This window comes from Chromobacterium sp. Panama (genome assembly GCF_003052555.1).
Taxonomy (GTDB): domain Bacteria; phylum Pseudomonadota; class Gammaproteobacteria; order Burkholderiales; family Chromobacteriaceae; genus Chromobacterium.
On sequence record NZ_QARX01000001.1, the window covers coordinates 1,222,158 to 1,246,787 of the forward strand.

Below are 24,630 nucleotides of genomic sequence, written 5' to 3' on the forward strand. Positions count from 1 at the left end.
CCATGCGCGATGCGCGTGGCCGGTTTTTTGTAAACCTTCTGTAAACCTCTCTCATTTGGCCACGATTTCTCCCTCAGCCCAGCGGGCGGGCGCGGTATCCTTAGAGCCGCTAACCAAACCTCGCAGAGAAGCTGAGCCTAGGCGCGCCGACGCAGGCAGTACAAGTCGTACGGCCAGGAGGCGCAAGGCAGGATCAGGGCTTGGGTTAGCGGGTCTTATAATAAAGCCGCAATGGAGGTGAGCTGTTATGACTGTCGAAGTGCCAAGATTGCTGGTGGTGGATGACGACCCCGACCTGCGCGACCTGCTGCGCGACTACCTGGGCAAGCAGGGTTTCGCCGTCGACGCCGTCGGCGACGGCCAGGCCATGCATCAGGCGATTGCCGCGCAGAACTACAATATGTTGATTCTGGACCTGATGTTGCCGGGCGAGGATGGCCTGACCCTGTGCCGCAATCTGCGCGAGCGCTCCTGCATGCCCATCCTGATGCTGACCGCGCGCGGCGACGAGCTGGACCGCATCATCGGCCTGGAGATGGGGGCCGACGATTATCTGACCAAGCCGTTCAGCCCGCGCGAGCTGCTGGCGCGGATCAAGAGCATTCTGCGCCGGGTGTCGGATCAGCCGGCGAACGCGGCCAGCGTGCGCCGGCTGCGTTTCGCCGGCTGGACGCTGGACCTGAACGCCCAGCATCTGCTGGACGAGGCCGGGGTGGTCACTCCGCTGTCCGGCGGCGAATTCAAACTGCTGCAGGCCTTGGCGGAAAACGCCAACGCGGTGATGTCGCGCGATCAACTGATGGAGGCGATGAACGGCAAGGAGGCCGGACCGTTCGACCGCACCGTCGACGTGATGATAGGGCGGGTGCGCCGCCGGCTGGGCGAGGACGCGCGCGAGCCCGTGCTGCTCAAGACCATACGCAGCGGCGGCTATATGCTGGCCTGCGAGGTGGAAGCCTTGCGATGAGGTGGTTGCCGCGCACATTGTATGGCCAGATTTCGCTGACGCTGGTGGGAGGCTTGCTGCTGGCCAACGCCTTGGGCATTTATTTCATTCTCAGCGACCGCGACCGCTTGAGCAATTCCTTGCGCGTGCAATACACCGCGCAGCACATCGCCGACATCGTCAATCTGTTGGACGAGTGTCCAAGCAAATATCGGGAACAGGTGATTTCCGCCCTGAACCAGCCCACGCTGCTGGTGCGCATGGACCGGTTCTGGGAGCAGCCAGAAAATACGCTGAGCCGGCATGGCCGCTCGTTTCAGCAATTGATCAAGCGCGACCTGATCAAGCCTTATCAGCTGCAGGTGTTGTCCAAGCAGCAGGACTCGTCGGCAGGCGGCCGCGCGGCCTTGATCGATAGGGTGGGCGGGCTGGGGATGAAAAATTTCACGCCCACGCGGGACGCCGGCCTTGCCGGCTCCATCGTCGGCGAAGAACTGACCGCTCTGGGGCCGCTGGCCGAATTCAAGACCCATCTGGCCACGGTGCAGGCCAGGCTGAGCGACGGCACGGTATTGACCTTCAACGCCTCGCGGCCCATTTCGCTGGCCGATCAGCCCATCCGCATCCTGGCCTGGCTGCTGCTGGTGGCCTTGACCGCCGCTATTCTGGGCGCCTGGGCGGTGCGGCAGCTGATTCGGCCGCTGGGCCTGTTCGCGCAGGCGGCCCGAGGCCTGGCCAGCAATCTTAATCAGGCGCCCTTGCCGGAAACCGGCTCCGAAGAAGTGGCGGAAGCCGCCCGAACCTTCAACCGGATGCAGACCGAGCTGCAGCGCCTGCTGAAAACCCGCAATCAGATGCTGGCCGGCGTGTCGCACGATCTGCGTTTACCCATCACCCGCATCCGTCTGCGCCTGGAAGGGCTGGCCGAGTCGTCGGAAAAGCAGGCGATAGAGCGCGACCTGCTGGAAATGGACCAATTGATCAACGACTCGCTGACCTATCTGCGCGGCGGCTGCGGCAGCGAGCAGGTGGTGAAGCTGAATCTCAACGCTTTGCTGGAAAGCGTGGTGGAGGATATGGAGGCTTTCGGCGCCGACATCCAACTGCACAGCGAAGCGGTGGCGCCGGTCGCCGGCAAGGTCGGCGCCTTGCGCCGTTGCCTGGGCAATCTGCTGGAGAACGCGCGCCGTTACGGCGGCGCGGGGATCGAGGTCAGCCTGCGGCAGCGGGGAGACTGGGTGGAAGTGCGGATTCAGGACCAGGGGCCGGGCATCGCCGAGGCGGAGCTGGAACGGGTGATGGAGCCTTATGTCCGCTTGGAGGACTCCAGGGCGCGCCATACCGGGGGCAGCGGCCTGGGCCTGGCCATCGCGCGGGCGATTGCGCGCGACCATGGCGGCGATCTCAAACTGAACAACCGGCCTCAGGGCGGTTTGTGCGTGAAACTGAGTTTGCCGGCCGGACATTGAACGCATTGACCTTGTGGCGAGCCGCGCTAGCGCGGCTTTTTTTTGTCCGTTCGCCGGGCTGCGATGAGAGAGGGGGCGGGTGAGCGGCTTTGTATCTGCCGAATTCTCAAAATTTACGATGTGTTCACACTCTATTTACATTAAAGCCGTATTGTAAATGGACATTTACAAAGTGATTGATTACAATCAGTGTCAGAATTCACTGATACAGATTCTTTTTCGCTTCTTTGAATTCGAGTCAAGTCTATCCAATCTTCAGCCCGCCGCGTGCGGGCATTTTTTTGCTCAAATGCTTGTGGTTAATGAATTTTAACAAGTTGAGAGTGAAACTTCGCCTGAGTGTTCCAGTCTGATTGCCTGAAGTCTGATGTTGTTTTTTTGACACTACTGTTGTTTAATGACCACAAGTTTGCATGGCTAGTTGCAAATGTGAAACACAGCAACTAGTATTCGCTCACTTCCTAAGTAAACAAGAAGGATAGCCACATCATGAAAAAAAGTCTGATCGCTCTGATGGTTGCCACTCTGCCGGCAGCCGCTTTCGCCGACGTAACCGTGTTCGGTACCATCAAAGGCGGCGTTGAATACGTCGACAGCAGCAAGGGCACCAAGCAAACCAATATCGACGACCTGGGTTCCCGTATCGGTTTCAAGGGCAATGAAGATCTGGGCAATGGCCTGAAAGCCATCTGGCAAGTTGAAACCGGCTTCGGCATCGACGGCCAGAGCCGCACCGGCGAAAGCAGCGGCACCTTCGCCAGCCGCGAATCCTTCGTGGGTCTGTCCTCCAACTTCGGTACTTTCCGTCTGGGTCACCTGGCCAACTACGGCGAGTCCGACATGGCTCAAGTTAACCCGTGGGAAAGCAGCAGCAACGCGCTGCAACTGAACGCCTTCACCCGCGGCGACGGCTATGTTAAAAACGCCGTGCGTTTCGACACCCCGGAATTCGCCGGCTTCCAAGCCGCCTTCCTGTACGGCACCAAGGAAGACAAGCGTGGTTTCGATAGCACCGCTAACGCTGTTCAGAACAACGATCGCGAAACCTACAACCTGGGCCTGTCCTACGAGAACAGCGGCTTCTTCGGCAAGTACCAGTTCATCCACGAAAGCCCGATCGTTGCTGGCCTGAATGTAAATACCAAGGCTAACAATAAGCACCGCATCGAAGCTGGCTATAACGCCAACAACATCTTCGTGGCCCTGGGTTACCGCAATGACAAGGGTGACGTTAGTGTGACCCCGCAGTACTTCTTGGCTGACAAGAAACTGCCGGCTGGCACCACCGCTGCAGACCTGGGTAGCAAGTTTGAATCGCAAGAATACGCGCTGACCGCTGGCTACCAGATCGGCGCCTTCATGCCCAAGTTCACCTACGCTCAGTCCAAAGACGCGAAGATCGACGGCGTGAAAGTCGATAACAGCGGCTACAAGCAGTACCTGCTGGGCGTTGATTACAGCCTGTCCAAGCGCACCGTGGTTGGCGCTCAGTACGGCGAAATCAAGATGGACGGCAACGCCAAGTCTATGGTCAGCAACGGTGTTAACACCGACAAGATCAAGGCCTTCGGTCTGAACGTCGTACACAAGTTCTAAGCGTTACGGGCTAGACGTAAAGCTGCGAACAGTTTGGAATGCCGCCCCAACAGGGGCGGCATTTTTCATGTCCGGCGCTCGGCAAGCGGCTCGCCGTGGGCGGCGACGAGGTCGTCGACGAAGGCCTGCAGCGTCGGATGGGGATGGCCGCGTTTGCGGGTGACCAGTTGGAATTCGGCCAGATAGCGCCAGCGCGCCGGGTCCAGCGCTCGCAGCAAGTCCCGCTCCGCCAGCGGCGCGGCATAGTGTTCCGGCAAAAAGCCCAGATGACGGCCGGACAGAATCAGGGCGGCGATCGCCTCCATATTGTCGGCGCGGGCGCTGATGCGCCAATCCGCCACCGGCAGCCCGGTGTCCGGCAGCGGATAGCTGCGCCAGGCCCAGTCGTGGGCGGCCAGCTCGGCGGGGCCAAGCGCGCCGGCCTGCGGGAACAGCGGATGGTCGCGGCCGCAGTAGGCCAGCTGCCGTTCGACGAATAGCGGCCGGTACTCCAGTTGGGGCGCGCGATGCCAGCAATAGCCGATGCCCAGATGAATCCCGCCCGACAGCAGCGCTTCCTCCAGGCCGCCCGGTGGCAACATGGACAGAATCAATTCCACCGCTTGCGGCCGCGCGCGAAAGCGCCGGATCGCCGCCGACAGCCGCGCATTGGCGCCCAGAGCGGTATGGCCGATCACGCCGATGCGCAATTGCCCGACCAACTGCCGGTCCAGCTGGCGGGCTTCCCGACAGAACAATTCCATCGATTCGGACAGCTGCCGGCTGGCGGCCAGCAGGCGCTCGCCCTTGGCGGTCAGCGCGAAGCCGCCGCGGCCGCGCTCGCACAGCCTATAGCCCAGCCGGGTTTCCAGCGCCGCCAGCTGATTGCTGATGGTGGACTGGCTGATGTTCAGCGTGCCCTGCGCGGCGGAGACGCCGCCAGCCTCGACCACGGCCTGAAACACGCGGATCAGCCGCAAATCCATATTGCTTAAGGTATTGAGCATGGGCCTCCGCGCCGGCGGCGCAATGAGTGGGCACCCGCTGATTAATACATTCATTTTCATTCATGTAAACCGTGGCGTTTGGTGATGTTAGCCGGAGAGGCGGCCGCATAGACTGCGTGATCCTATCCATCAAGACGCAGGAGGTCTTATGTCCGCCCCTTTGCTCAACCAACCGCTGAGCGGCAATGCGATGCCGCGTTTCGGCGGCGTCGCCAGCATGATGCGCCTGCCTCTGCGCGACAGCGCCGCCGGCCTGGACGCCGCCTTCATCGGCCTGCCGCTGGATATCGGCACCTCCAATCGCAGCGGCACCCGCTTTGGCCCGCGTGAAATCCGCAGCCAGTCGGCGCTGCTGCGCCCCTACAACCTGGGCAGCGGCGCCGCGCCGTTCGAACGGCTGCAAGTGGCGGACCTCGGCGATGTCGCCACCAATCCCTATAACCTGGCGGACAGCGTGGCGCGGATCGAGGCCGCCTACGATCTGGCGCTGCGGCACCCGGTGCGTTTGCTGGGCATGGGCGGAGACCACACCGTCACCTTGCCGGCGCTGCGCGCGCTGGCGCGCAAGCATGGCCCGCTGGGCTTGGTGCACGTGGACGCTCACGCCGACGTCAACGACGAGATGTTCGGCGAGAAGATCGCGCACGGCACCACCTTCCGCCGCGCCTGGGAGGAGGGGCTGCTGGCCGAGGGGCGGGTGGTCCAGATTGGTCTGCGCGGCAGCGGCTACGGCGCGGCGGATTTCGACTGGTCGCGCCAGCGCGGTTTTCGGGTGGAGACGGCGGAGCAATGCTGGCATCGCTCGCTGGCACCGTTGATGGCCGAGGTGCGCGCGCAGCTGGGAGCGGCGCCGGCGTATCTGAGTTTCGATATCGACGGCATCGACCCGGCGTTCGCGCCCGGCACCGGCACGCCGGAAGTGGGCGGCCTGAGTTCGGCGCAGGCCTTGGAAATCGTGCGCGGCTGCCGGGGCCTGGATCTGGTGGGCGGCGATCTGGTCGAGGTGTCGCCGCCGTATGACGCCAGCGGCAACACCGCTTTGCTGGGCGCCAATCTGCTGTTCGAAATGCTGTGCGTCCTGCCCGCGCCGGCGCGCTAAGCCGCGCTGATTCCATGCCCGTGAGCGCCGGAGAATGCGCCGTGGTCCCGAGAACAAGAGGAGAACGAGATGAGTCTGGATCTATTGACGGTGGCCGCCTATATCGGCGCCATGTTGTGGCTGGGTTGGCTGGGCATGCGGCGGGCCAGCGACCGGGAGCAGTACCTGGTGGCGGGGCGCAATCTGGGGCCGATGATGTATATGGGCACCATGGCGGCGACGGTGCTGGGCGGCGCCTCCACCGTGGGCACGGTCCGGCTGGGCTATGTTTACGGCATTTCCGGTTTTTGGTTGTGCGCGGCGCTGGGCAGCGGCATCGTGGTGCTCAATCTGTTTCTGGCCAAGCCGTTGCTGCGCTTGCGGGTTTTCACGGTCACCCAGGTGCTGGAGCGCCGCTATCATCCGCTGGCGCGCAAGGCCAGCGCGCTGGTGATGTTGTCGTACGCGCTGATGATCTGCGTGACTTCGGTGTTGGCGATAGGCACGGTGATGCAGGTGCTGTTCGAGCTGCCGTTCTGGCTGGCCGTCGTCATCGGCGGCGGCGTGGTGGTGATTTACTCGGCGATAGGCGGCATGTGGTCGCTGACCTTGACCGACATCGTGCAATTCGTCATCAAGACGGTTGGCCTGATGCTGGTGTTGCTGCCCATCTGTCTGTGGCGGGCGGGCGGTTGGGAGCAACTGGCTGTCCGGCTGCCGGCGTCCGCGTTCAGCTTCGAGGGCCTGGGCTGGGGCACGGTGCTGACGTATTTCCTGATCTATTTTTTCGGCATCCTCATCGGTCAGGATGTATGGCAGCGGGTGTTCACCGCGCGCGACGACAAGGTGGCGCGCTATGCCGGCAGCGCCGCTGGCCTGTATTGCCTGTTGTACGGTTTGGTCTGCGCGCTGATCGGCATGGCGGCGCGGGTATTGCTGCCGGAGCTGGAGAACCCTAACAACGCTTTCGCCGCCGTCGTCAAAGGGGTGTTGCCGGACGGCGTGCGCGGCTTGGTGATCGCGGCGGCGCTGGCGGCGATGATGTCCACCGCCAGCGCCGCCTTGCTGGCCGCGTCGACCACCTTGACGGAGGACTTGTTGCCGGGAGGGCGCGCCGGTTTACGCCGCAACCGGGCGGCCACCTTGCTGGCCGGGGTCTTGGTCCTGCTGCTGGCGATGCGGGTGAATGACGTGATCCAGGCGCTGACCCTGGCCTACAACCTGCTGGTGGGCAGCATGCTGGTGCCGTTGTTGGCGGCGATCTGCTGGCCGCGGGCGACGACCGCCGGCGCGGTGAGCGCCATGCTGGGCGGTTTGGGCGCGGCGGTGTTCTTCATGCTGCGGGACGGTCTGGACGCCAATACGCCGATTTATTTCAGCTTGCTGACCAGCGCCGGCCTGATGCTGGCGTTCAGCCTGGCGGACGGACGCGCGCGGCCGCGCCCGGTGCGGGAGTAGCCGCCCGTCGTCGGCCGTTCAGGCCAGCAGCTTGGCCACCGCGCCGATGGCTTTGGCGGTCAGCTTGATGGTGTCGCCCACGCGTTGCAGCTGCCGCCCGGCGTGATCGGCCGCCTCGGTCGCCGCTTGCAGCGCGGCGATCGCGTTGCGGAAGTCGTCGGTGTCGGCGTTCAGATCCCGCGCGATCAGCGCCAGGGTCTGGTTGGCCAATTCATCCTGTTGCGCCAGCAAGGCGCGGCTGTCCGCGCCCAGGCTGGCGACGGCCAGATTGTTGATGCGGGATGCCAGGCCGCTGACAAGCTCGGTGACTCGGTGGCTGTCCATATGCTGCCTCCTTTATTTGGCGGGCAGGTCGCGATAAAAATTGCGCAGCCGCCTGGCTTCGGCGGCGAAGTCGCGCAGCGCTTGCAGCTTGGACTGGGGCGCGTCCAGGCTTTGCAGCAACTGGCGGTTGGTGTCGGGAAAACCCTGGATCGCCTTGTCGCTGGCTTGCAGCGCGGCCTCGATCTGCTCGAATTCACGTAGCCGGTCGGAGATGGCGAGGTCGAACTGGTAGCGCTCCCAGCTGCCGTAGGGCGGTCGGCTGAAATTGGCGTGACGCAGCAGGCTGTCCCTGAGCACGCTCAGATAGCCGGGCAGCGCGCTCAAGACGCGGTGGCTGCTGACGGCCAGCCGGTCCAGTCCGGGCTGGGCGGTGGCCATGGTGTCGCGCAGCGCGTTCTTGCGTTGCACGGTGGTGAGCTGGCGGCCCAGCGCATCGGCTGCGGTGGCCAGAATCTTGGCGGCGGCCTCGTCGCCGCCGCGCAGTTTGAGATCCTGAACGCTGTCGGCCAAGTCCTGGGCAGCGGCGTCGACCCGGGCCTCGGCCTCCCGGTCTCCAGCCAGGCTGCGCAGAGTTCGGGCGTATTTTTCCAGCGCGTCCAGCGTCGCCTGCAACTGCGCCAGCGCGGGGGCAAGATCGTAGCTGGCGCCGGTGCCGGCTTGCGGGCGGAAAGTGTCCGCGCGCAGCGGCGCGTTGGGCGCGGTGAGCACCGCGTTGAGCCGCGCATTCTGCTGGATGCGCGCAAAGGTGCCGGCGGAGCTTTGCGTGACGCTGCGGGCGGCGTTGTCGAAATCGGCGAATGGCGTGTCAGGGGCGTTGGCGCAGGCGGCCAGCAGCAGCGGCAGCAAAGGCAGCAGGCGGAAGAAGGGATTGTCGGACATGGCGCGGCTCCATCGGCAGGCGGGCGCTGGCGCGACCGCGCGGTTTGCGGGATGAAACGTGCGCGGACGCTATGGCGGGCGCATGTCCTTGTATAGACGATCCGCCGCCGCCGCATGCCTGTACCAAAGGCATGGGCAATGAAAAAGGGAGCCCTTAGGCTCCCTTCGGTCTGGCATGTGAATGGCTTATACGCCGGCCTCGTGCGCCTGCACGTCGGCGTGGTAGCTGGAGCGCACCATCGCGCCCACGGCGGCGTGAACAAAGCCCATTTCATAGGCTTTGGTCTCGAACATCTTGAACACATCCGGATGCACGTAGCGCAGCACCGGCAGATGGCCGTCGGACGGTTGCAGATACTGGCCTATGGTCAGCATGTCCACATTGTGGGCGCGCAGATCGCGCATCACTTCCAGAATCTCTTCGTCGGTCTCGCCCAGGCCCACCATCAGGCCGGACTTGGTGCGGACGTCGGGGTTCTTGGCCTTGTAGTCCTTCAGCAATTGCAGCGAGTGCGCGTAATCCGAACCCGGACGCGCCTGCTTGTACAGCCGCGGCACGGTTTCCAGATTGTGGTTCATCACGTCCGGCGGGGTCTGGCTCAGGATGTCGACGGCCGCGTCCAGGCGGCCGCGGAAGTCCGGCACCAGGGTTTCGATCTGGGTGTTGGGCGACATTTCACGCACCGAGTTGATGCAGTCGGCGAAGTGCTGGGCGCCGCCGTCGCGCAGATCGTCGCGGTCCACCGAGGTCACCACCACGTACTTCAGCTTCATCGCGGCCACGCTCTCCGCCAGGTGGCGCGGTTCGTCCGGATCCAGCGGATTGGGGCGGCCGTGGCCCACGTCGCAGAACGGGCAGCGGCGGGTGCAGATGTCGCCCATGATCATGAAGGTGGCGGTGCCTTTGCTGAAACATTCGCCGATGTTCGGGCAGGTGGCTTCCTCGCACACCGTGTGCAGCTTTTGTTCGCGCAGAATCTGCTTGATCTCGTGGAAGCGCTGGCCGTTGGGCAGCTTGGCGCGGATCCATTCCGGTTTTTTCAGTTTTTCGTCCAGCGGGACGATCTTGATGGGGATGCGGGCGGTTTTGGCCGCGCCCTTGTGTTTGACCCCAGCCTGGTTTTCCGGCTTCATGTCAGTTCCTTGGTGCTGTTCAGGAGGCGCTCCAGATGCGGCAGCAGCGTATCGGCGGCGGCGGCAAGGCTCAGCTCCACTCCCAGTTGTTTCAGGTCGGTCACCTTGAGGTTGGCGTAACCGCAAGGATTGATGGAATCGAAAGGCGCCAGGTCCATGTCCACATTGAAGCTGAGGCCATGGTAGACCGCGTGGTTCTTGATGCGTAGGCCCAGCGAGGCGATCTTGGCGCCGGCCACGTAAACGCCGGGCGCGTCCACATCGCCGTTGCCGTGTATGCCCAGCTCCGCCAGCGTGTCTATCACCGCCTGTTCGATGCGGCGCACCAGCTCGCGCACGCCTATGCCCATGCGCTTGAAATCCACTAGCAAATAAACCACCAACTGGCCCGGCCCGTGATAGGTGATCTGGCCGCCGCGGTCGGTTTTCACCACCGGAATGGCGGTGGCGTGCAGCAGGTGCTCCGGCTTGCCGGCCAGGCCCTGGGTGTAGACGGGCGGATGTTCGACCACCCACAGTTCATCGGGGGTATCGGCGTTGCGGGCGTCGGTGAACGCCTGCATGGCGCGCCAGGTTGGTTCGTAATCCACCCGGCCCAGATGTTTGACGATGCGCGACACGGCAATCTCCAGGCGCTTAAAGCACCATTTTCACCATCGGATGGCCGGTCAGCGACAGATAGATGTTGTCCAGCTGTTGACGCGAGGTGGCGGTGACGGTGACGGTCAGCGCGTAAAAGCGGCCGTTGGCGCTTTCGCGCAGCGTCACGTCGTGATCGGCCAGGTCGGGCGCGTTGACGCGGACGACCTCGGTGATGGTGAGGACGAAATCCTCGTGACGCTCGCCCATCACCTTGATGGGGAAGCGACAGGGGAATTCCATGAGTTCCTGTTTTTCAGACATATGCAATCAAATCCGCTAAGAACGTGTTTACGATTGCGCGAGCAAGAGCGAGACAAGGCGAAAACAGTTGAGAAAGCGGAGTGTACACACGGTACATGAGCATTTCGAAGCGGTTTTCAACGCGGTATCGCCGAAGCGCAGCAGATCGTAAACAGGTTCTAAAGACGCCGAACCCGAAACGGGCAAAGGCGCAGCAGCCAGTTGTACTGCAAACCGGGCCGCCCGCGCCAATACATTTTACGGTCGTCTTTATTACTAAAACGTCACATCATAATACAGCCGCGGCGTCCGGGCGATGCCCGGCGCAGCGATTAACGGCGGATGCCGTTTATTTCCAGCCCAGCATCAGCTTGATGCTGTCCCACAGCCGGCTGAAGAAGCCGCCTTCTTCCACCGCCTTCAAGGCCACCACCGGGCGCTCGAACAGCGGCTTGCCGTCCAGCGACACCACCAGCTTGCCCACCACCTGGCCGGCTTTCACCGGGGCGATCAAGGGCTGCATGGTGGTCAGATCGGCCTTGAGCTTGGCGGCCTGGCCCTTGGCCACGGTGGCGTAGACGTCGCTGGCGAAGCCGACGGACACGGTTTTGGCCGCGCCCTTGTAGATGGGCAGCTCGGACACCGGCTTGGCGCCGCTATACAGTTTGGGCGTATCGTAAAACTGCAAGCCGTAGTTGAGCAGCTTGGAGCTTTCCACCGCGCGCGCCTCCGGGCTGGCGGTGCCCACCACCACCGAAATCACGCGACGGCCGTCGCGGTGGCTGGTGGTGATCATATTGTAGCCGGCGCTGTCGGTGTAGCCGGTCTTCATGCCGTCGACGTTGGGGTCGCGGTAGAGCAGCAGGTTGCGGTTGGGCTGCTTGATGTTGTTGTAGGTGAAGGACTTGATCGAGTAGATCGGGTAGAACTCCGGGAAGTCGCGGATCAGCGCGCCGGCCAGGATGCCCAGATCGTGCACGGTGGTGTAGTGCTCGGGATTGGGCAGGCCGGTGGCGTTGCGGAACTGGGTGTTCTTCATGCCCAGTTTCTGCGCCTGCTGGGTCATCACCTGGGCGAAGACTTCCTCGCTGCCGGCGATGGCTTCAGCCAGCGTCACGCAGGCGTCGTTGCCGGATTGCACGATCATGCCCTTGATCAGGTCGTCGACCTTGGCCGGCACCTTGGGATCCAGGAACATGCGCGAGCCTTCGGTTTTCCAGCCCTTTTGCGACACCGTCAGCGTCTGTTCCAGAGTCAGCCGTTTTTCCTTCAGCGCCTTGAAGGTGAGGTAGGCGGTCATCAGCTTGGTCAGCGAGGCCGGCTCCACGCGGGAGTCCGGGTCGCGCTCGGCCAGCACTTGCCCGCTGTTGAAGTCGGTCAGGTAATAGGCCTTGCCGGCGATTTCGGGCGCGGGCGGCAGAAAGGCGGCGGAGGCGAAAGAGACGGACGGCAGCGCGATCGCCGCTGCCGTGAGAATGCTGGTGAATGTTTTCATTGTTCCTATGGGCAACGCTGGGGGTTGAGGTCCAAATAGTAGCCGTTGATTATACACGCGGATTGCCGTCCGGTTGCCGCGAAGTGGGGATTTTCTGCGGGCGGGGCGGGCGGAGCCGTTGCGATACCGCAATGCAACAATCCAATATTATCAAGGCTTCCCGTCTGCTTGGAGTTCCTGCTACTCTGGCAGTTCAAGCAAAATAATGATCGGGACAAAGGCTTTGCCATGCAAGAGAAGCAAGACTATCTGGAACGCATCCTGACGTCGCGGGTTTACGACGTCGCCATCGAAACGCCGCTGGAGCTGGCGCCCAATCTGTCGCGCCGCTATCGCAACACGATTCTGCTCAAGCGCGAGGATCTGCAGCCGGTGTTCTCCTTCAAGCTGCGCGGCGCTTACAACAAGATGGCCAAGCTCAGCGCGGAACAGCGCGCGCGCGGCGTGATCACCGCCAGCGCCGGCAACCACGCGCAGGGCGTGGCCTTGTCCGCCAGCCGGCTGGGCTGCGCGGCCACCATCGTGATGCCGGTGACCACGCCGCAGATCAAGATAGACGCGGTCAAGCAATACGGCGGCCAGGTGCTGCTGCATGGCGATTCCTTCAACGAAGCCTTCCACCACGCGACTGAATTGGCCGCGCAAAACGGCATGACTTATATTCCGCCGTTCGACGACCCGGACGTGATCGCCGGCCAGGGCACCATAGGCATGGAGATTCTGCGCCAGCACCCGGACGGCTTGAACGCCGTCTTCGTCGCCATCGGCGGCGGCGGCCTGGCCGCCGGCATCTCCAGCTTCATCAAGCGGCTGAAGCCGGAGATCAAGGTGATAGGCGTGCAGCCGGTGGATTCCGACGCCATGCGCCAATCCATCGCCAAGGGCGAGCGCGTGGAGTTGAAGGACGTGGGCCTGTTCGCCGACGGGGTGGCGGTCAAGCTGGTGGGGGAGGAGACTTTCCGCATTTGCCGCGAGCTGCTGGACGAGATCATCCTGGTGGACACCGACGCCATCTGCGCGGCGATCAAGGACATCTTCGAAGACACCCGCTCCATCGTGGAGCCGGCGGGCGCCTTGGCGGTGGCCGGCGCCAAGGCTTACGTGGAGCGCGAAGGCTGCGTGGACCAGACCCTGGTGGCGATCTCCTGCGGCGCCAATATGAATTTCGACCGCCTGCGCCATGTGTCCGAGCGTTCCGAACTGGGCGAGCGGCGCGAGGCCGTCATCGCGGTGACCATTCCGGAAAAGCCGGGCAGCTTCAAGCGCTTCTGTACCGTGATAGGCGGCCGCAACATCACCGAATTCAATTACCGCTTCGCCGATCCCGGCACCGCCCATGTCTTCGTCGGCGTGCAGATCAGCGGCAAACAGGACCTGGAGAACATACTCTCCAGCCTGAACGCGCATGAGCTGGACAGCATCGATCTGACCGACAACGAATTGGCCAAGCTGCATATCCGTCATCTGGTGGGCGGTCACGCGCCGCAGCTCAAGGACGAGCGAGTGCTGCGCTTCGAGTTTCCAGACCGCCCGGGCGCGCTGATGCGTTTCCTGGAGGCGATGAGCGTGGACTGGAACATCAGCCTGTTCCATTATCGCAATCACGGCGCCGATTACGGCCGCGTGCTGGTGGGCATACAGGTGCCGGCCAGCGACGACGCGGAGTTCCAGCGCTTCCTCGACAATCTGGGCTATCCCTATGTCGAGGAAACCCAGAATCCGGCCTACAAGCTGTTCCTGGGCAAGACCATACGTTGAACCGGGCCGGCGGGCTGCTCGTGGTCGGCAGCCTGACGCCGCGCTCCTTCTTTGAAGCGAATCATGATCAAGGCAGTTCTATTCGATCTGGACGGCACCTTGGCCGACACCGCGCGCGATCTGGGCGCCGCGCTCAACCGCCTGCTGGCCGAGGAGGGGCTGCCGCCGCAGCCGTACGCGGCGGTGCGTCCCATCGCCAGCCACGGCGCGCGCGGGCTGGTCAGCCTGGGCTTCGGCATCGACCGCGAGCATCCGCGTTTCGAGGAATATCGCTTGCGCTTTCTGGATCACTACGAGCACAGCTTCGCCGACGAGACCGTCCTGTTCGACGGCGTCAACGGCCTGATCCAGGGCTTGATGGACAAGGGCTTGCTGTGGGGCATCATCACCAATAAGCCGATGCGCTTCACCGACCGTCTGGTGCCTTCGCTGCCTTTCATCGCGGCGCCGGCGGTGACGGTCAGCGGCGACACCGTGGGCGTGCCCAAACCGGATCCGCGGCCGATGCGCTTCGCCGCCGAGCGGATCGGCATCGCGCCTGAGCATTGCCTGTACGTGGGCGACGCCGAGCGCGACATCGCCGCCGGCCGCAGCGTGGGCATGAAGACGGTGTTGGCCAATTGGGGTTACATCGCCGACAGCGACCGGCCGGCGGAGTGGGGCGCCGATATCGCCATCGATCATCCGCTGCAATTGCTCGACCACGTTTGAGCGACGGCGGGCATGAAAAAAGCCACGGTTCTCCGTGGCTTTTTTGGTTTCGGCCTGGTGGTTCTCAGGCGCGCAGGTTCTGCGCAATCGCATAGATGGGCGACAAGGCCGCCTCGCCCAGGCGCAGGCTGCGCTGGCCGCTCCAGCCGAAGTCGTCGTCCGGCAGATTGGCGTTGTCCTTGAACGGCATCTCCAGCGTGAAGGCGAGACAGCCGAAGTGTTCGCACACCCAGTTGGTGGCGATGGTCATATTGGCCTTGCCCGGCGCGTTGCGCGGGTAGCCGTGTTCGGTCTGGTAGTCCGGGCTGGCCAGCAGCAGGTGGTGGCGGAACTGATCGGCCAGGGTTTCCAGGCGCTCGTTCCACGACGGCACGCCTTCGGTGCCGGCCAGGAACACATAAGGAATGTTCTCGTCGCCGTGGATGTCCAGGAACAGGTCCACGCCGGTTTCCTGCATCTTGTTGCGCACCGCCAGCACTTCCGGGCTGCTCTCCGCGCTGGGGGCCGCCCATTCGCGGTTCAGGTTGGCGCCGGCGGCGTTGGTGCGCAGATTGCCCAGCACCGAGCCGTCCGGGTTCATATTGGGCACCACGTAGAAAGTGGCGCGGTCCAGCAGCGCGCGGCTGGTGGGGTCCTGCGGGTCCAGCAGGCGGTTGAGCAGGCCTTCGATGAACCATTCGGCCATGGTTTCGCCCGGATGCTGACGGGCGATGATCCAGATCTTGAGATCCGATTCCACCTCGTGGCCTATGGTCAGCAGATTGATGTCGCGCTGCTGCACGGTAAAGCCCAGGTCGCTGACCTGGCACAGGCCGGAGCCCTGCGCCTGACCGATCAGGTTCAGATGCTGGTCGTAGGAATAGGGTTCGAAATAGGCGTAGTAGATGCTGCCGGACAGCGGCACGTGATCTATCGTCATCACGCCGTTTTCGTAGTGGGTGGGCACGCGGAACCAGTTGATGCGGTCGTAGGAGGCCACCGCCTGGTAGTCGACCCAGCCGTCCGGATAGGCGCTTTCGCCGGCGTTCAGGAAATTGAAGGTGCAGTGCTGATAAGCGGCGCCTTGCACGCGGAAGTAGAACCACTGGGCGAAATCGGCCGCATTGTCGCGGCGGATGCGCAGTTGGATGTCTTCGTAGTTGTCGGCGGAGACGATCTCGATGCTGCCGGCGTCAAAATTGCTGCTGATTTTCATGCGCTGAACCTATTGGTTTCCTGAAACGTGCTTAAGGCGGAGATTGTAAACCTGTCGCCGCTCACATGCCATCCTCAGGCGCAAGGCAAAGAAAAACCCCGTCGGCTGGACGGGGTTGCGCTTTAGCCTGAAACTGGACTTAAGCGGTGGGTGCGCGCTTGCTGGCGGTCTTCACCGCGTCGGCGGTGGCGCTGGTGGCGGCCTTGACGCTGCTGTCGGTGAACTCCACCACTTGCTGGGCGGCTTTGCTGAAGGTGTTGACCGCGGCGGCGGCGGCGGCTACCGAGCTTTTCACCGCGTTCAGCGCGGCGTCGGAGCCGGCCGGAGCGTTTTTGGCTGCGGACTCGATCGCGCCGATCAGCGACTTGTTGAAGCTGCCCAGGTTTTCTTCGGCCAGCTTGGTCAGTTCGCTTTGAGCGGAGGAGACGATGTCGTACAGATTGCGGGAATTGGCCAGAGCGGTGTCGATGTTCTGGGTGGCCAGCTTGTTCAGGTGGCTAACCGCTTCTTGCGGGTCGGTCACGCCGCTCAGCTGCTTGGCGATTTTGACGTTTTCTTCCAGCGACTGCTTGGAGATCTCCAGGTTCAGCTTGACCAGGCGCTCGGCGCTATCCAGAGTGATTTGCGAAAAGCGGAAAATGGTTTCCAGACCGTTCAGGGACAGCTTGTTCAGTTGCTCATTGCTGATGGACATAATGTATTCCTCCGCTGTGGGGTGAGACCTTAAAAGGAGATAGTCTGAATCAAAAATTTTGCACTGCACAATGACGAGTAAATGTATCATGCATTGCAGCAAAATTGGGAGCACTGACTGAAGATTTACTCTAGCGTGTTGTATTTATGATAAATTGCCGGCACACGGCACACCGTACCAAAATAAACCGGGAGCGTTACATGAGTGTTGAAAAGCGGGTCATCAAAAAGTACCCGAACCGCCGGCTGTACGATACCGCCACCAGTTCCTACATCACCTTGGGGGATGTGAAGCAATTGGTGCTTGATAATGTGGATATTCAAGTCGTCGACGCCAAGAGCCAAGAGGACATCACCCGCAGTGTGCTGTTGCAGATCATCCTGGAGGAGGAGAACGGCGGCATGCCGATGTTCAGCTACGAGGTGCTGACCCAGTTCATCCGCTCCTACGGCCAGGCCATGCAGGGCATGATGGGGCCCTTCCTGGAGAACAATCTGCAACTGTTCGCCCAGCTGCAGCAGAAAATGCAGGAACAAACCCGCGCGATTTACGGCGACAACACCATGTTGAACGCCAATCTGTGGGGCGAGTTCATGAAATTTCAGGGGCCGGCGGTGCAGAACATGATGGCCAACTACATGGAACAGAGCACCAGCATGTTCCTGGACATGCAGAATCGGATGCAGGAACAGACCAAGCAACTGTTCGGCGGTTTCGCCTTCCCGGCTTACAAGCAGGGCGAGGACGACAAGGACCCGTCCTAAAGAGCGCGTGTACGATCTCGCGAGCCAGCGAGACAAGGCGTTTTCAACGTCGTATCGCGCGCAGCGCAGCAGATCGCAAACAGACTCTAAGGCGCAGGCGGCCGGCTGGAACGGCCGCCTGTCCGTTTCCATCCGCCGCTTGCCCCCGGAGGGCTTGCCATGCCGATTCCCGCATGTTGGATGCCGGGCGCCGTTAGCGGCGCCCGCTACTCTTGCACGGCGTCCGCCGTGTTTCGATTTTCCCCATTTCCCATTGACGACTCTAGCCGGCCAGGCCGGCAAGGCGCCGCGCCATGTCCGCCGAAGCGCTGAGCGCCCGCCTGCGCGCGGCGCAGCGCAGCCATCTGGACGGCGATTGGGCCGAGGCGGAGCGGGCTTATCGCGCCTGCCTGCGCGATTGGCCCGCGTGCGCCGCGGCCAAATCCTTTCTGGCTTTCCTCTTGCTGCAGACGCAGCGCCCGGCCGAGGCCGAAGTCTGGCTGAGCGAGGCGATCGCCGCGGAGGCGGGCCATGCGGACTGGCATTTCAGCCTGGGCATGGCGCAGGCGCGCCAGGGCCGTTCGGGCGACGCGCGGCGAGCTTTCGCCGCGGCCGCGGCGCTGGACGGCGGCCAGCCCATGTATTGGACCAATCTGGCCGCCGCCTGCGAGCAGGACGGCGATTTCGCCGCCGCGGAACAGGCGTGCCGGCAAGCGCTGAGCGCGGACGCCGGCTGCGCCGACGCGCACTTCCTGCTGGCCGGCCTGTGTTTGCGACAGGAGCGCCATGCCGAGGCGCGGCGCCACAATGCGTTGGGCATCGTGGCCCAGCCGGCCGCGCATGGGCCGATCGCGCGCATCGAGGCGCATTGCGAGCTGGATCAGCGCGACGCGGCCCTGGCCTTGTTGCATGACTGGCTGGCGCAAGCGCCGGACGATCCGGTGGCCTTGCATCTGTTGGCCGCTTGCGGCGGCGCGGAGCCGCCGCCGCAGTGCAGCCCGGAATTCATCCGGCGGACTTTCGACGCCAACGCCGAGGCGTTTGACGCCACCCTGACCAACCTGCATTACCAGGGGCCGCAGTGGCTGGCGCAATGTCTGGAACGATTGGCGCCGCCGCAGGCCGCTCTGGACGCGCTGGATCTGGGCTGCGGCACCGGCCTGGCCGGCGGGGTCTTGCGGCCGTATGCGCGCCGCTTGCAGGGGGTGGATCTCAGCGGCGAAATGCTGGCGCGCGCCGCGGACAAGGGCGTGTACGACGTCTTGACCCAGGGCGACATCATCGAATTCCTGGCGACGGCTCCATTGCCGGTCGATCTGATCTGCTGCCTGGACACGCTCAGCTATTTTGGAGATCTGGAGCCGGCCCTGAACTGGATGGCGCGCGCGCTCAAACCGGGCGGCTTGCTGCTGTTCAGCATAGAGCGCGCGCCGCGGGCTTTGCCGGGCGGGCACCGGCTGCAGCCCTGCGGGCGCTATCTGCACGATCCGGACTGGGTGGAGGGGCTGCTGGCGGCGTGCGGGTTGGCGTTGCGGGAGCGCCGGGACATGATGTTGCGGGAGGAGGCGGGGTGTCCGGTGCCCGGCGCTTTCTATTGCGCCGAGCGCATGCCTTAGTCAAGGCCTTTGCGGGCGCCGGCGCTCAGTGCTTGCTTTGCATCAGCTTGTCGGTCCAGGCCATCACCAGCGCGGACAGCAGGAAGGTGCAATGGATCACCACCTGCCACATCACGCCCTGCTCGGTGAGCGGATTGCCGGGGCTGCCCAGATTGGACGCGCTGATGAAGGTTTTCAGCAGATGGATGGAGGAGATGCTGATCAGCGCCAGCGACAGCTTGGTCTTCAGCACGCCGGCGTTGACATGGGACAGCCATTCCGGCCGGTCCTCGTGGCTGTTCAGACTGTCGATCTTGGAGACGAAGGTTTCGTAGCCGCCCACCACCACCATGATCAGCAGATTGGCGATCATCACCACGTCGATCAGGCCCAGCACGATCAGCATGATCTGGGTTTCCGTCATGCTGGAGGCGTCGGCGACCAAGTGGATCAGTTCTAGCAGAAACTTATAGACGTACACCCCCTGGGCGACGATGAGGCCAAGGTAGAGCGGAGCCTGCAGCCAGCGGCTGGCGAAAATCAGGGACTCCATGCGTGAAACGAGAGTTTTCATATCGGTATCGTGTGAGGGGTTGACGGCTCAGAAGCTGTTCAAAGTCTGCGGCGCGGCGGCGGGATTTTAGACCAGGGCGTTGAAACCGGCTTCGAAATGCTCATGCATCACTGCCACATTCCGCTTTACAGCCGTTGTCGCCTTGTCTCGCCCCAGCTCGCGAGACTTTGAACCGGCTCTCAGGCCTATATGGAGGCGTCGGATTTTACTATCAAGTGAGGTCTGAAAGGAGAGCGTCGCTCGGCGGCGTCCGCATCCGGCCCTGCGCCGGCGGGGTGAAAACGAATCGGCGAGCCCGCGGCGCAAACCCCTCCGAACGCTGCGCATCGCCTGTCAAATCGTTGTATACTCTCGCGTTTTTCTTCAGCAAGGCCATCATCATGGCAGACAAGATTCCAAGCATCGGCTTCGTGTCGCTGGGCTGTCCCAAAGCCTCCAGCGACTCCGAGCAGATCCTGACCCGCCTTCGCGCCGAAGGCTACGATATTTCCGGCAGTTACGCCGGCGCCGACCTGGTGGTGGTCAACACCTGCGGCTTCATCGATTCCGCCGTGGCCGAGTCCCTGGACGCGATCGGCGAAGCTCTGAACGAGAACGGCAAGGTCATCGTCACCGGCTGTCTGGGGGCCAAGGGCGATGTGGTGCGCGACGCGCATCCGTCGGTCTTGGCCGTGACCGGCCCGCACGCCACCGACGAGGTGATGAGCGCGGTGCACGCGCATCTGCCCAAGCCTCACGATCCCTTCGTCGATCTGGTGCCGGACATCGGCGTGCGGCTGACGCCCAAGCATTACGCCTATCTGAAGATTTCCGAAGGCTGCAACCATCGCTGCACCTTCTGCATCATCCCGTCCATGCGCGGGGATCTGGAAAGCCGGCCGATTCACGATGTGCTGCGTGAGGCGGAGAACCTGGCCAAGGCCGGGGTCAAGGAAATCCTGGTGATCTCGCAGGACACCTCGGCTTACGGCGTGGACACCAAGTACAAGCTGGGCTTCCACAACGGCCGTCCGGTGAAGACCCGGATGACCGAGCTGTGCGAGGAACTGGGCCGCCACGGCATTTGGGTGCGTCTGCATTACGTCTACCCGTATCCGCATGTGGACGAGGTGATTCCGCTGATGCGCGACGGCAAGATCCTGCCCTATCTGGATATCCCGTTCCAGCACGCCAGCCAGAAGGTGCTGAAGCTGATGAAGCGTCCGGCCAATAGCGACAATGTGTTGGCGCGCATCAAGAAATGGCGCGAGATCTGTCCGGAACTGGTGATCCGCTCCACCTTCATCGTCGGTTTCCCCGGCGAGACCGAAGAAGACTTCGAAGAATTGCTGAGCTTTATCCGCGAGGCGGAACTGGACCGCGTAGGCTGTTTCACCTATTCGCCGGTGGAAGGCGCCACGGCCAACGATTTGCCGAACCCGGTGCCGGAAGCGGTGAAGGAGGCGCGCAAAGAGCGTTTCATGGCGGTGCAGGAAGAGATCAGCGCGCGTCGCCTGGAGCGCCGCGTCGGCCAGACCATGCAGGTGCTGGTGGACGAGATCGACGACGAAGGCACGGCGATTTGCCGCAGCTACGCGGACGCGCCGGAGATCGACGGCCTGGTGTTCGTCGAGGACGCCGCCGGCATGCGCGCGGGCGAGTTCTATTCGGTGAAGATCGTCGATTGCAGCGAGCACGATCTGTGGGGCGAGCGCCTGTCGTCCTGATCCGCCGACAAGAGCCGATCCACGCGGCGCGTCGCTTTCTGGCGACGCGCCGTTTTCATTTCAGCTCCGGCGCAGCAGGCGCTGGCGCGCCACCCAGGCCTGGCCCAGGCTCAGGCCGCCGTCGTTGGGCGGCAGCTGCTCCGCGGTCAGCGGACGCAGGCCGGCCTGCTCCAGCAGCGGCAGCAGTTGCGCCATCAACTGGCGATTGCCGCAGCAGCCGCCGGCCAGCGCCACGATGCGGGTGCCGGTGGTGCGCGCCGCCTTGATCGCCCAGTCCGCCAGCGCGGCGGCCAGCGTGGCGTGCCACAGGCTGGCGATGGCCTGGTCGTCGTCCAGCCCGCAAAGATGGCGCGCCAGCGGCGTCAGGTCCAGCAGATTGGCGCGGGTGCGCCAGCCGCCGGCCAGCGGCTCGGCCGGTCCGGCCTGAGCCTCCAGTCTTTGCGCGGCTTCGCTTTCGAAGGTTTCCACCCCGCATTGGCGGGTCAGGCCGGCGATGGCGCCGAACCAGCGGCCCAGGCTGGTGCTGTCCTGGCAGTCGCGGCGGATGGCGAGCTGCTTCTCCAATTGCTGGGCGCCGGGCTGGGCCGCCAGCCGCGGCGGCAGCGGTCCCAGTTCCAGGGTTTGCCACAAGGCCACGGCCAGCTTCCACGGCGGCAGCCGGCTGCGGCCCACGCCGGGCAGCGGCAGCGGCGAGATGTGGCCGATGCGCTCGCAGCTGTCGCCGTCCACCAGCATCATTTCACCGCCCCAGGCGCCGTTGTTGTGGCCCAGGCCGTAGCCGTCCAGCGCCAGGCCCAGCGCCGGCTCGGTCACGCCGTGTTCGGCCAGCACCGCGCCCAGGTGGGCGTGATGGTGCTGAACCCGGATCAGCGGCACCTCCCATTGCTTGGACAGGTGTTCGGCCAACAGGCTGGAGTAGGTGCCGGTTTCCAGATCGCAGGCCACCGCCTGCGGGGCGACGCCGGTGAGGTCGAGCAGATGGTCGGCCGCCTGCTGCAGCGCCTCGCAGGTCAGCGGATGGTTGAGCGCGCCGATGTATTGCGACACGAAGGCGTCCTTGCCGCGCAGCACGGTGGCGGTGGCCTTCATATAGGCGCCCAGCGCCAGCACCGGCGGGCCGTCCAGCGCCAGCGGCACCGGGTCCGGCACGAAGCCGCGCGCGCGGCGGAACAGCAGCGGCCGGCGCCGTTCCAGCGACACCACGCTGTCGTCGCAACGGGTGACGATGGCGCGGTTGTGCAGCAGGAAGACGTCGGCGACCTGGTTCAGCCGCTCGCGCGCTTCCTGGTTGCCGGTGACGATGGGCTCGCCGGACAGATTGGCGCTGCTCATCACCCACAGCCGCGAGCAGGGCTGGCGCAGCCAGCTGGCGCCGCCCGGGCGGCCCAGCGCTTCGTGGAACAGCAGCCATTGCAGCGGGGTGTAGGGCAGCATCACGCCCAGCGCGGACAGGCCGGGGGCGATGTCCGGCAGCAACTGGTCGGCTTCGGGCTTCTTGTTCAACAGCACGATGGGGCGTTCCGGGCGCTGCAGCCAGGCGGCTTCTTCCTCGCTGACGTGGCAGAGCGCGCGGATGGATTCCACGTTCAAGGCCATGATGGCCAGCGGCTTGCCGGGGCGATGCTTGAGTTGGCGCAGCCGCGATACCGCCGCCGGGCTGGCCGCGTCGCAGACCAGATGGAAGCCGCCCAGGCCTTTCATCGCGATGCTGCGGCCCATATTGAGGATTTGCACCGCGCCGACGATGGGGTCGCCGTTCAGGCTTTGGCCGAAGCGGTCGGTCAGTTGCAGCTTGGGGCCGCACACCGGGCAGGCGGTGGGCTCGGCGTGAAAGCGGCGGCTGTTCGGGTCCAGGTATTCCTGGCGGCAGACCGGGCACAGCGGAAAGGCCAGCATGCTGGTGTTGGCGCGGTCGTAAGGCAGCCGGTGGGTGACGGTGTAGCGTGGTCCGCAATCGGTGCAGTTGATGAAGGGAAAGCGGTAGCGGCGGTCGCCGGGGGTGAACAACTCCTCCACGCAGCGCGGACAGGTGGCCACGTCGGCCGGCAGCCGGGCGTGAGTGACCGCGCCGCTGCTTTCTTCTATTTGAAAGCGTTGTTCGGCGTCGCGCAGCGGGATGTCGCGTTCTTGCAGCGCGTCGATGTGCGCCAGCGGCGGCAGCCGGGTTCGCAGCGCCTGCCGGAAGGCGCTCAGCGCCTGCGGTTCGCCCTGCAGTTCCAGCGTTACGCCTTCGCCGCTGTTGCGGACAAAGCCGGTGAGGCCGCATTCGCTGGCCGTGCGCCAGATGAAGGGACGGAAGCCGACGCCTTGAACCCGGCCCTGAACCGATAGGTGGATGCGTTGTTGGCTCATGGTGCTTGTGTCGCTGTGTGGGTGGTAGGGCAGGTCATGCGCAATGCCGCCAGTCCGAGAGGCCGTTCACGATCCGCTGCGCGGTGAGTGCTGCGTTGGGAATGCCGATGTGCTAAGCATGCATTCCGCTGTCTCCGCCGCAACGCCTGGTCCCGCTCCGGCTTGAGGGATCGTCAACAGGCTCTTAGAGGTTTTGCTGCGATGCGCAATACCTTTGTCATTTCCTTGGTGAATTTAAATTCGCCGATTCTGTTGCCAGCCTAGCAGCGCTCCCCGGTCTCGCGCTTTGTCCTAGATCATGTATATGAGTATTTGACGATTTACTGAATGCAAAGGGAATGCGCTGCGGGAGGGAGGGACGGGAGCGGAGCGGAGATCTCGGGTCTCGACGCCGCTGCGGGGCGGGGCTGTTGCAATCCGACTACATGACGGCGGTTTGCATCGTTATAATGCCATTTGGAATTTTTACGTGAACAGCCCGGCTTGGATTGTTAATGTATTACTTAAAACAGTGTATAAAAGAAATCTCTAGCCCTGACATCCTGGCGTGCGCGGCGGATACGCCGCTGGCGGAAGCGGCGCGGCGCATGTTGCTGGCGGGCTGCGGCTCCATCGTGGTGCAGGATGAGGCGGGACGGCCGCTGGGGATTTGGACCGAGGCCGACGCGCTGGCGCTGGACCGGCTGGACGGCGCGGCAGGCATGCGGCCGGTGGGCGGCGCGATGAGCGCGCCCTTGGTGGTGTTGCCGCACGATCTGCCGGTGAGCGAGGTGGTGGCGCTATTCCGCGAGCGCGGCATCCGGCATGCGCTGGTGGAACAGGCCGGCAAGCCGTGCGGCGTGGTGTCGCTGACCGATATCGTATTGAGTCAGGGCAGCGAATCCTTTCTGGGCGTGCGGCGAGTGGTGGCGGACCGCGCGGCGCCCTTGTGCCAGCTGGGGGCGGCGGACTCGCCGGAGCAAGCGCTGGCCCTGATGCGGCTGCAGGGCGCCACCGCCTTGGCGGTGCGCTTCGACAACGGCGACTACGGCATCCTGACCCTGCGCGACCTATTG

The 24,630-nt window shown here is 63.8% G+C and carries 21 protein-coding genes and 1 pseudogene; 11 read left to right on the plus strand and 11 right to left on the minus strand.

Annotated features, from left to right (window positions below):
• Window positions 1–247: 247 nt before the first annotated feature.
• From DB032_RS05710 to DB032_RS05720, 3 genes are all read left to right on the plus strand, one after another.
• Window positions 248–967, plus strand: coding sequence for a response regulator (locus tag DB032_RS05710; RefSeq protein WP_107798618.1), 720 nt, complete (start codon window positions 248–250; stop codon window positions 965–967).
• The gene (locus DB032_RS05715; RefSeq protein WP_107798619.1) at window positions 964–2,415 is read left to right on the plus strand and encodes an ATP-binding protein; all 1,452 of its coding nucleotides are present in this window, start codon (window positions 964–966) and stop codon (window positions 2,413–2,415) included. Before DB032_RS05710 ends, DB032_RS05715 begins: the two co-directional genes overlap by 4 nt.
• Window positions 2,416–2,904: 489 nt before the next feature.
• Window positions 2,905–4,011, plus strand: a complete 1,107-nt coding sequence (locus DB032_RS05720; protein ID WP_107798620.1) for a porin — start codon at window positions 2,905–2,907, stop codon at window positions 4,009–4,011.
• 65 nt (window positions 4,012–4,076) lie between these two features.
• On the opposite strand, the gene DB032_RS05725 is transcribed toward DB032_RS05720, so the two are convergent.
• A complete protein-coding gene (locus DB032_RS05725; protein ID WP_107798621.1) occupies window positions 4,077–4,997 on the minus strand; it encodes a LysR family transcriptional regulator in 921 nt (306 codons plus the stop codon).
• A gap of 148 nt (window positions 4,998–5,145) precedes the next feature.
• On the opposite strand from DB032_RS05725, the gene speB reads away from it, so the two are divergent.
• Complete coding sequence (gene speB, locus DB032_RS05730) at window positions 5,146–6,096, plus strand: agmatinase (protein WP_107798622.1); 951 nt, start codon at window positions 5,146–5,148, stop codon at window positions 6,094–6,096.
• Window positions 6,097–6,165: 69 nt separating this feature from the next.
• Window positions 6,166–7,533 (plus strand): sodium:solute symporter, encoded by a 1,368-nt coding sequence (locus tag DB032_RS05735; protein WP_107798623.1) that lies wholly within the window; start codon window positions 6,166–6,168, stop codon window positions 7,531–7,533.
• A gap of 18 nt (window positions 7,534–7,551) precedes the next feature.
• Here DB032_RS05735 and DB032_RS05740 read toward each other — a convergent pair whose 3' ends face one another.
• The 6 genes from DB032_RS05740 to DB032_RS05765 all read right to left on the minus strand — a co-directional run bounded on the left by DB032_RS05740 (window position 7,552) and on the right by DB032_RS05765 (window position 12,247).
• Window positions 7,552–7,857, minus strand: a complete 306-nt coding sequence (locus DB032_RS05740) for a hypothetical protein (RefSeq protein ID WP_107798624.1) — start codon at window positions 7,855–7,857, stop codon at window positions 7,552–7,554.
• A 12-nt stretch (window positions 7,858–7,869) separates the two neighbouring features.
• On the minus strand, window positions 7,870–8,736 hold the full coding sequence (locus DB032_RS05745; RefSeq protein WP_107798625.1) for a hypothetical protein: 867 nt from the start codon (window positions 8,734–8,736) through the stop codon (window positions 7,870–7,872).
• A 186-nt stretch (window positions 8,737–8,922) separates the two neighbouring features.
• Window positions 8,923–9,870, minus strand: coding sequence for a lipoyl synthase (lipA, locus tag DB032_RS05750; protein WP_107798626.1), 948 nt, complete (start codon window positions 9,868–9,870; stop codon window positions 8,923–8,925).
• On the minus strand, window positions 9,867–10,490 hold the full coding sequence (gene lipB / locus DB032_RS05755; protein ID WP_107798627.1) for a lipoyl(octanoyl) transferase LipB: 624 nt from the start codon (window positions 10,488–10,490) through the stop codon (window positions 9,867–9,869). The genes lipA and lipB overlap by 4 nt, the downstream gene beginning before the upstream one ends.
• Before the next feature lie 16 nt (window positions 10,491–10,506).
• A complete protein-coding gene (locus DB032_RS05760) occupies window positions 10,507–10,752 on the minus strand; it encodes a YbeD family protein (protein WP_370445189.1) in 246 nt (81 codons plus the stop codon).
• Between the two features lie 349 nt (window positions 10,753–11,101).
• On the minus strand, window positions 11,102–12,247 hold the full coding sequence (locus DB032_RS05765) for a D-alanyl-D-alanine carboxypeptidase family protein (RefSeq protein ID WP_107798629.1): 1,146 nt from the start codon (window positions 12,245–12,247) through the stop codon (window positions 11,102–11,104).
• A gap of 228 nt (window positions 12,248–12,475) precedes the next feature.
• Here DB032_RS05765 and ilvA point away from each other — a divergent pair, with 228 nt between their 5' ends.
• Together ilvA and DB032_RS05775 are read left to right on the plus strand one after the other, a co-directional pair.
• On the plus strand, window positions 12,476–14,005 hold the full coding sequence (ilvA, locus tag DB032_RS05770) for a threonine ammonia-lyase, biosynthetic (RefSeq protein ID WP_107801702.1): 1,530 nt from the start codon (window positions 12,476–12,478) through the stop codon (window positions 14,003–14,005).
• A 63-nt stretch (window positions 14,006–14,068) separates the two neighbouring features.
• Window positions 14,069–14,716 (plus strand): HAD family hydrolase, encoded by a 648-nt coding sequence (locus DB032_RS05775; protein ID WP_107798630.1) that lies wholly within the window; start codon window positions 14,069–14,071, stop codon window positions 14,714–14,716.
• A 64-nt stretch (window positions 14,717–14,780) separates the two neighbouring features.
• On the opposite strand, the gene DB032_RS05780 is transcribed toward DB032_RS05775, so the two are convergent.
• Window positions 14,781–15,911, minus strand: coding sequence for a M14-type cytosolic carboxypeptidase (locus DB032_RS05780; protein ID WP_107798631.1), 1,131 nt, complete (start codon window positions 15,909–15,911; stop codon window positions 14,781–14,783).
• A 139-nt stretch (window positions 15,912–16,050) separates the two neighbouring features.
• Complete coding sequence (locus DB032_RS05785; RefSeq protein WP_019101299.1) at window positions 16,051–16,605, minus strand: phasin family protein; 555 nt, start codon at window positions 16,603–16,605, stop codon at window positions 16,051–16,053.
• A gap of 200 nt (window positions 16,606–16,805) precedes the next feature.
• Between DB032_RS05785 and phaR the strand changes: the two genes are divergently transcribed.
• Window positions 16,806–17,369 (plus strand): polyhydroxyalkanoate synthesis repressor PhaR, encoded by a 564-nt coding sequence (phaR, locus tag DB032_RS05790; RefSeq protein WP_107798632.1) that lies wholly within the window; start codon window positions 16,806–16,808, stop codon window positions 17,367–17,369.
• Between the two features lie 293 nt (window positions 17,370–17,662).
• Window positions 17,663–18,964, plus strand: a complete 1,302-nt coding sequence (locus tag DB032_RS05795) for a tetratricopeptide repeat protein (RefSeq protein WP_107798633.1) — start codon at window positions 17,663–17,665, stop codon at window positions 18,962–18,964.
• A gap of 25 nt (window positions 18,965–18,989) precedes the next feature.
• Here DB032_RS05795 and DB032_RS05800 read toward each other — a convergent pair whose 3' ends face one another.
• Entirely contained in the window at window positions 18,990–19,517 is a 528-nt protein-coding gene (locus tag DB032_RS05800) for a TIGR00645 family protein (RefSeq protein WP_107798634.1), read from the minus strand.
• A 380-nt stretch (window positions 19,518–19,897) separates the two neighbouring features.
• On the opposite strand from DB032_RS05800, the gene rimO reads away from it, so the two are divergent.
• Complete coding sequence (rimO, locus tag DB032_RS05805) at window positions 19,898–21,223, plus strand: 30S ribosomal protein S12 methylthiotransferase RimO (RefSeq protein WP_107801704.1); 1,326 nt, start codon at window positions 19,898–19,900, stop codon at window positions 21,221–21,223.
• Window positions 21,224–21,283: 60 nt separating this feature from the next.
• Here the strand turns inward: rimO and hypF are convergent, their stop codons facing one another.
• On the minus strand, window positions 21,284–23,575 hold the full coding sequence (hypF, locus tag DB032_RS05810) for a carbamoyltransferase HypF (RefSeq protein ID WP_107798635.1): 2,292 nt from the start codon (window positions 23,573–23,575) through the stop codon (window positions 21,284–21,286).
• A 494-nt stretch (window positions 23,576–24,069) separates the two neighbouring features.
• Between hypF and DB032_RS24550 the strand changes: the two are divergent.
• Window positions 24,070–24,378 (plus strand): annotated as a pseudogene (locus tag DB032_RS24550) (CBS domain-containing protein); the annotation flags it as partial.
• Window positions 24,379–24,630 lie beyond the last annotated feature (252 nt).

What these genes read in the sequence shown, in the direction of transcription:
- DB032_RS05710 (WP_107798618.1), top strand. Translation starts at nt 248, where the DNA reads ATGACTGTCGAAGTGCCAAGATTGCTGGTGGTGGATGACGACCCCGAC.
- DB032_RS05715 (WP_107798619.1), top strand. Translation starts at nt 964, where the DNA reads ATGAGGTGGTTGCCGCGCACATTGTATGGCCAGATTTCGCTGACGCTG.
- DB032_RS05720 (WP_107798620.1), top strand. Translation starts at nt 2,905, where the DNA reads ATGAAAAAAAGTCTGATCGCTCTGATGGTTGCCACTCTGCCGGCAGCC.
- DB032_RS05725 (WP_107798621.1), bottom strand. Translation starts at nt 4,997, where the DNA reads ATGCTCAATACCTTAAGCAATATGGATTTGCGGCTGATCCGCGTGTTT.
- speB (WP_107798622.1), top strand. Translation starts at nt 5,146, where the DNA reads ATGTCCGCCCCTTTGCTCAACCAACCGCTGAGCGGCAATGCGATGCCG.
- DB032_RS05735 (WP_107798623.1), top strand. Translation starts at nt 6,166, where the DNA reads ATGAGTCTGGATCTATTGACGGTGGCCGCCTATATCGGCGCCATGTTG.
- DB032_RS05740 (WP_107798624.1), bottom strand. Translation starts at nt 7,857, where the DNA reads ATGGACAGCCACCGAGTCACCGAGCTTGTCAGCGGCCTGGCATCCCGC.
- DB032_RS05745 (WP_107798625.1), bottom strand. Translation starts at nt 8,736, where the DNA reads ATGTCCGACAATCCCTTCTTCCGCCTGCTGCCTTTGCTGCCGCTGCTG.
- lipA (WP_107798626.1), bottom strand. Translation starts at nt 9,870, where the DNA reads ATGAAGCCGGAAAACCAGGCTGGGGTCAAACACAAGGGCGCGGCCAAA.
- DB032_RS05760 (WP_370445189.1), bottom strand. Translation starts at nt 10,752, where the DNA reads ATGGAATTCCCCTGTCGCTTCCCCATCAAGGTGATGGGCGAGCGTCAC.
- DB032_RS05765 (WP_107798629.1), bottom strand. Translation starts at nt 12,247, where the DNA reads ATGAAAACATTCACCAGCATTCTCACGGCAGCGGCGATCGCGCTGCCG.
- ilvA (WP_107801702.1), top strand. Translation starts at nt 12,476, where the DNA reads ATGCAAGAGAAGCAAGACTATCTGGAACGCATCCTGACGTCGCGGGTT.
- DB032_RS05775 (WP_107798630.1), top strand. Translation starts at nt 14,069, where the DNA reads ATGATCAAGGCAGTTCTATTCGATCTGGACGGCACCTTGGCCGACACC.
- DB032_RS05780 (WP_107798631.1), bottom strand. Translation starts at nt 15,911, where the DNA reads ATGAAAATCAGCAGCAATTTTGACGCCGGCAGCATCGAGATCGTCTCC.
- DB032_RS05785 (WP_019101299.1), bottom strand. Translation starts at nt 16,605, where the DNA reads ATGTCCATCAGCAATGAGCAACTGAACAAGCTGTCCCTGAACGGTCTG.
- phaR (WP_107798632.1), top strand. Translation starts at nt 16,806, where the DNA reads ATGAGTGTTGAAAAGCGGGTCATCAAAAAGTACCCGAACCGCCGGCTG.
- DB032_RS05795 (WP_107798633.1), top strand. Translation starts at nt 17,663, where the DNA reads ATGTCCGCCGAAGCGCTGAGCGCCCGCCTGCGCGCGGCGCAGCGCAGC.
- DB032_RS05800 (WP_107798634.1), bottom strand. Translation starts at nt 19,517, where the DNA reads ATGAAAACTCTCGTTTCACGCATGGAGTCCCTGATTTTCGCCAGCCGC.
- rimO (WP_107801704.1), top strand. Translation starts at nt 19,898, where the DNA reads ATGGCAGACAAGATTCCAAGCATCGGCTTCGTGTCGCTGGGCTGTCCC.
- hypF (WP_107798635.1), bottom strand. Translation starts at nt 23,575, where the DNA reads ATGAGCCAACAACGCATCCACCTATCGGTTCAGGGCCGGGTTCAAGGC.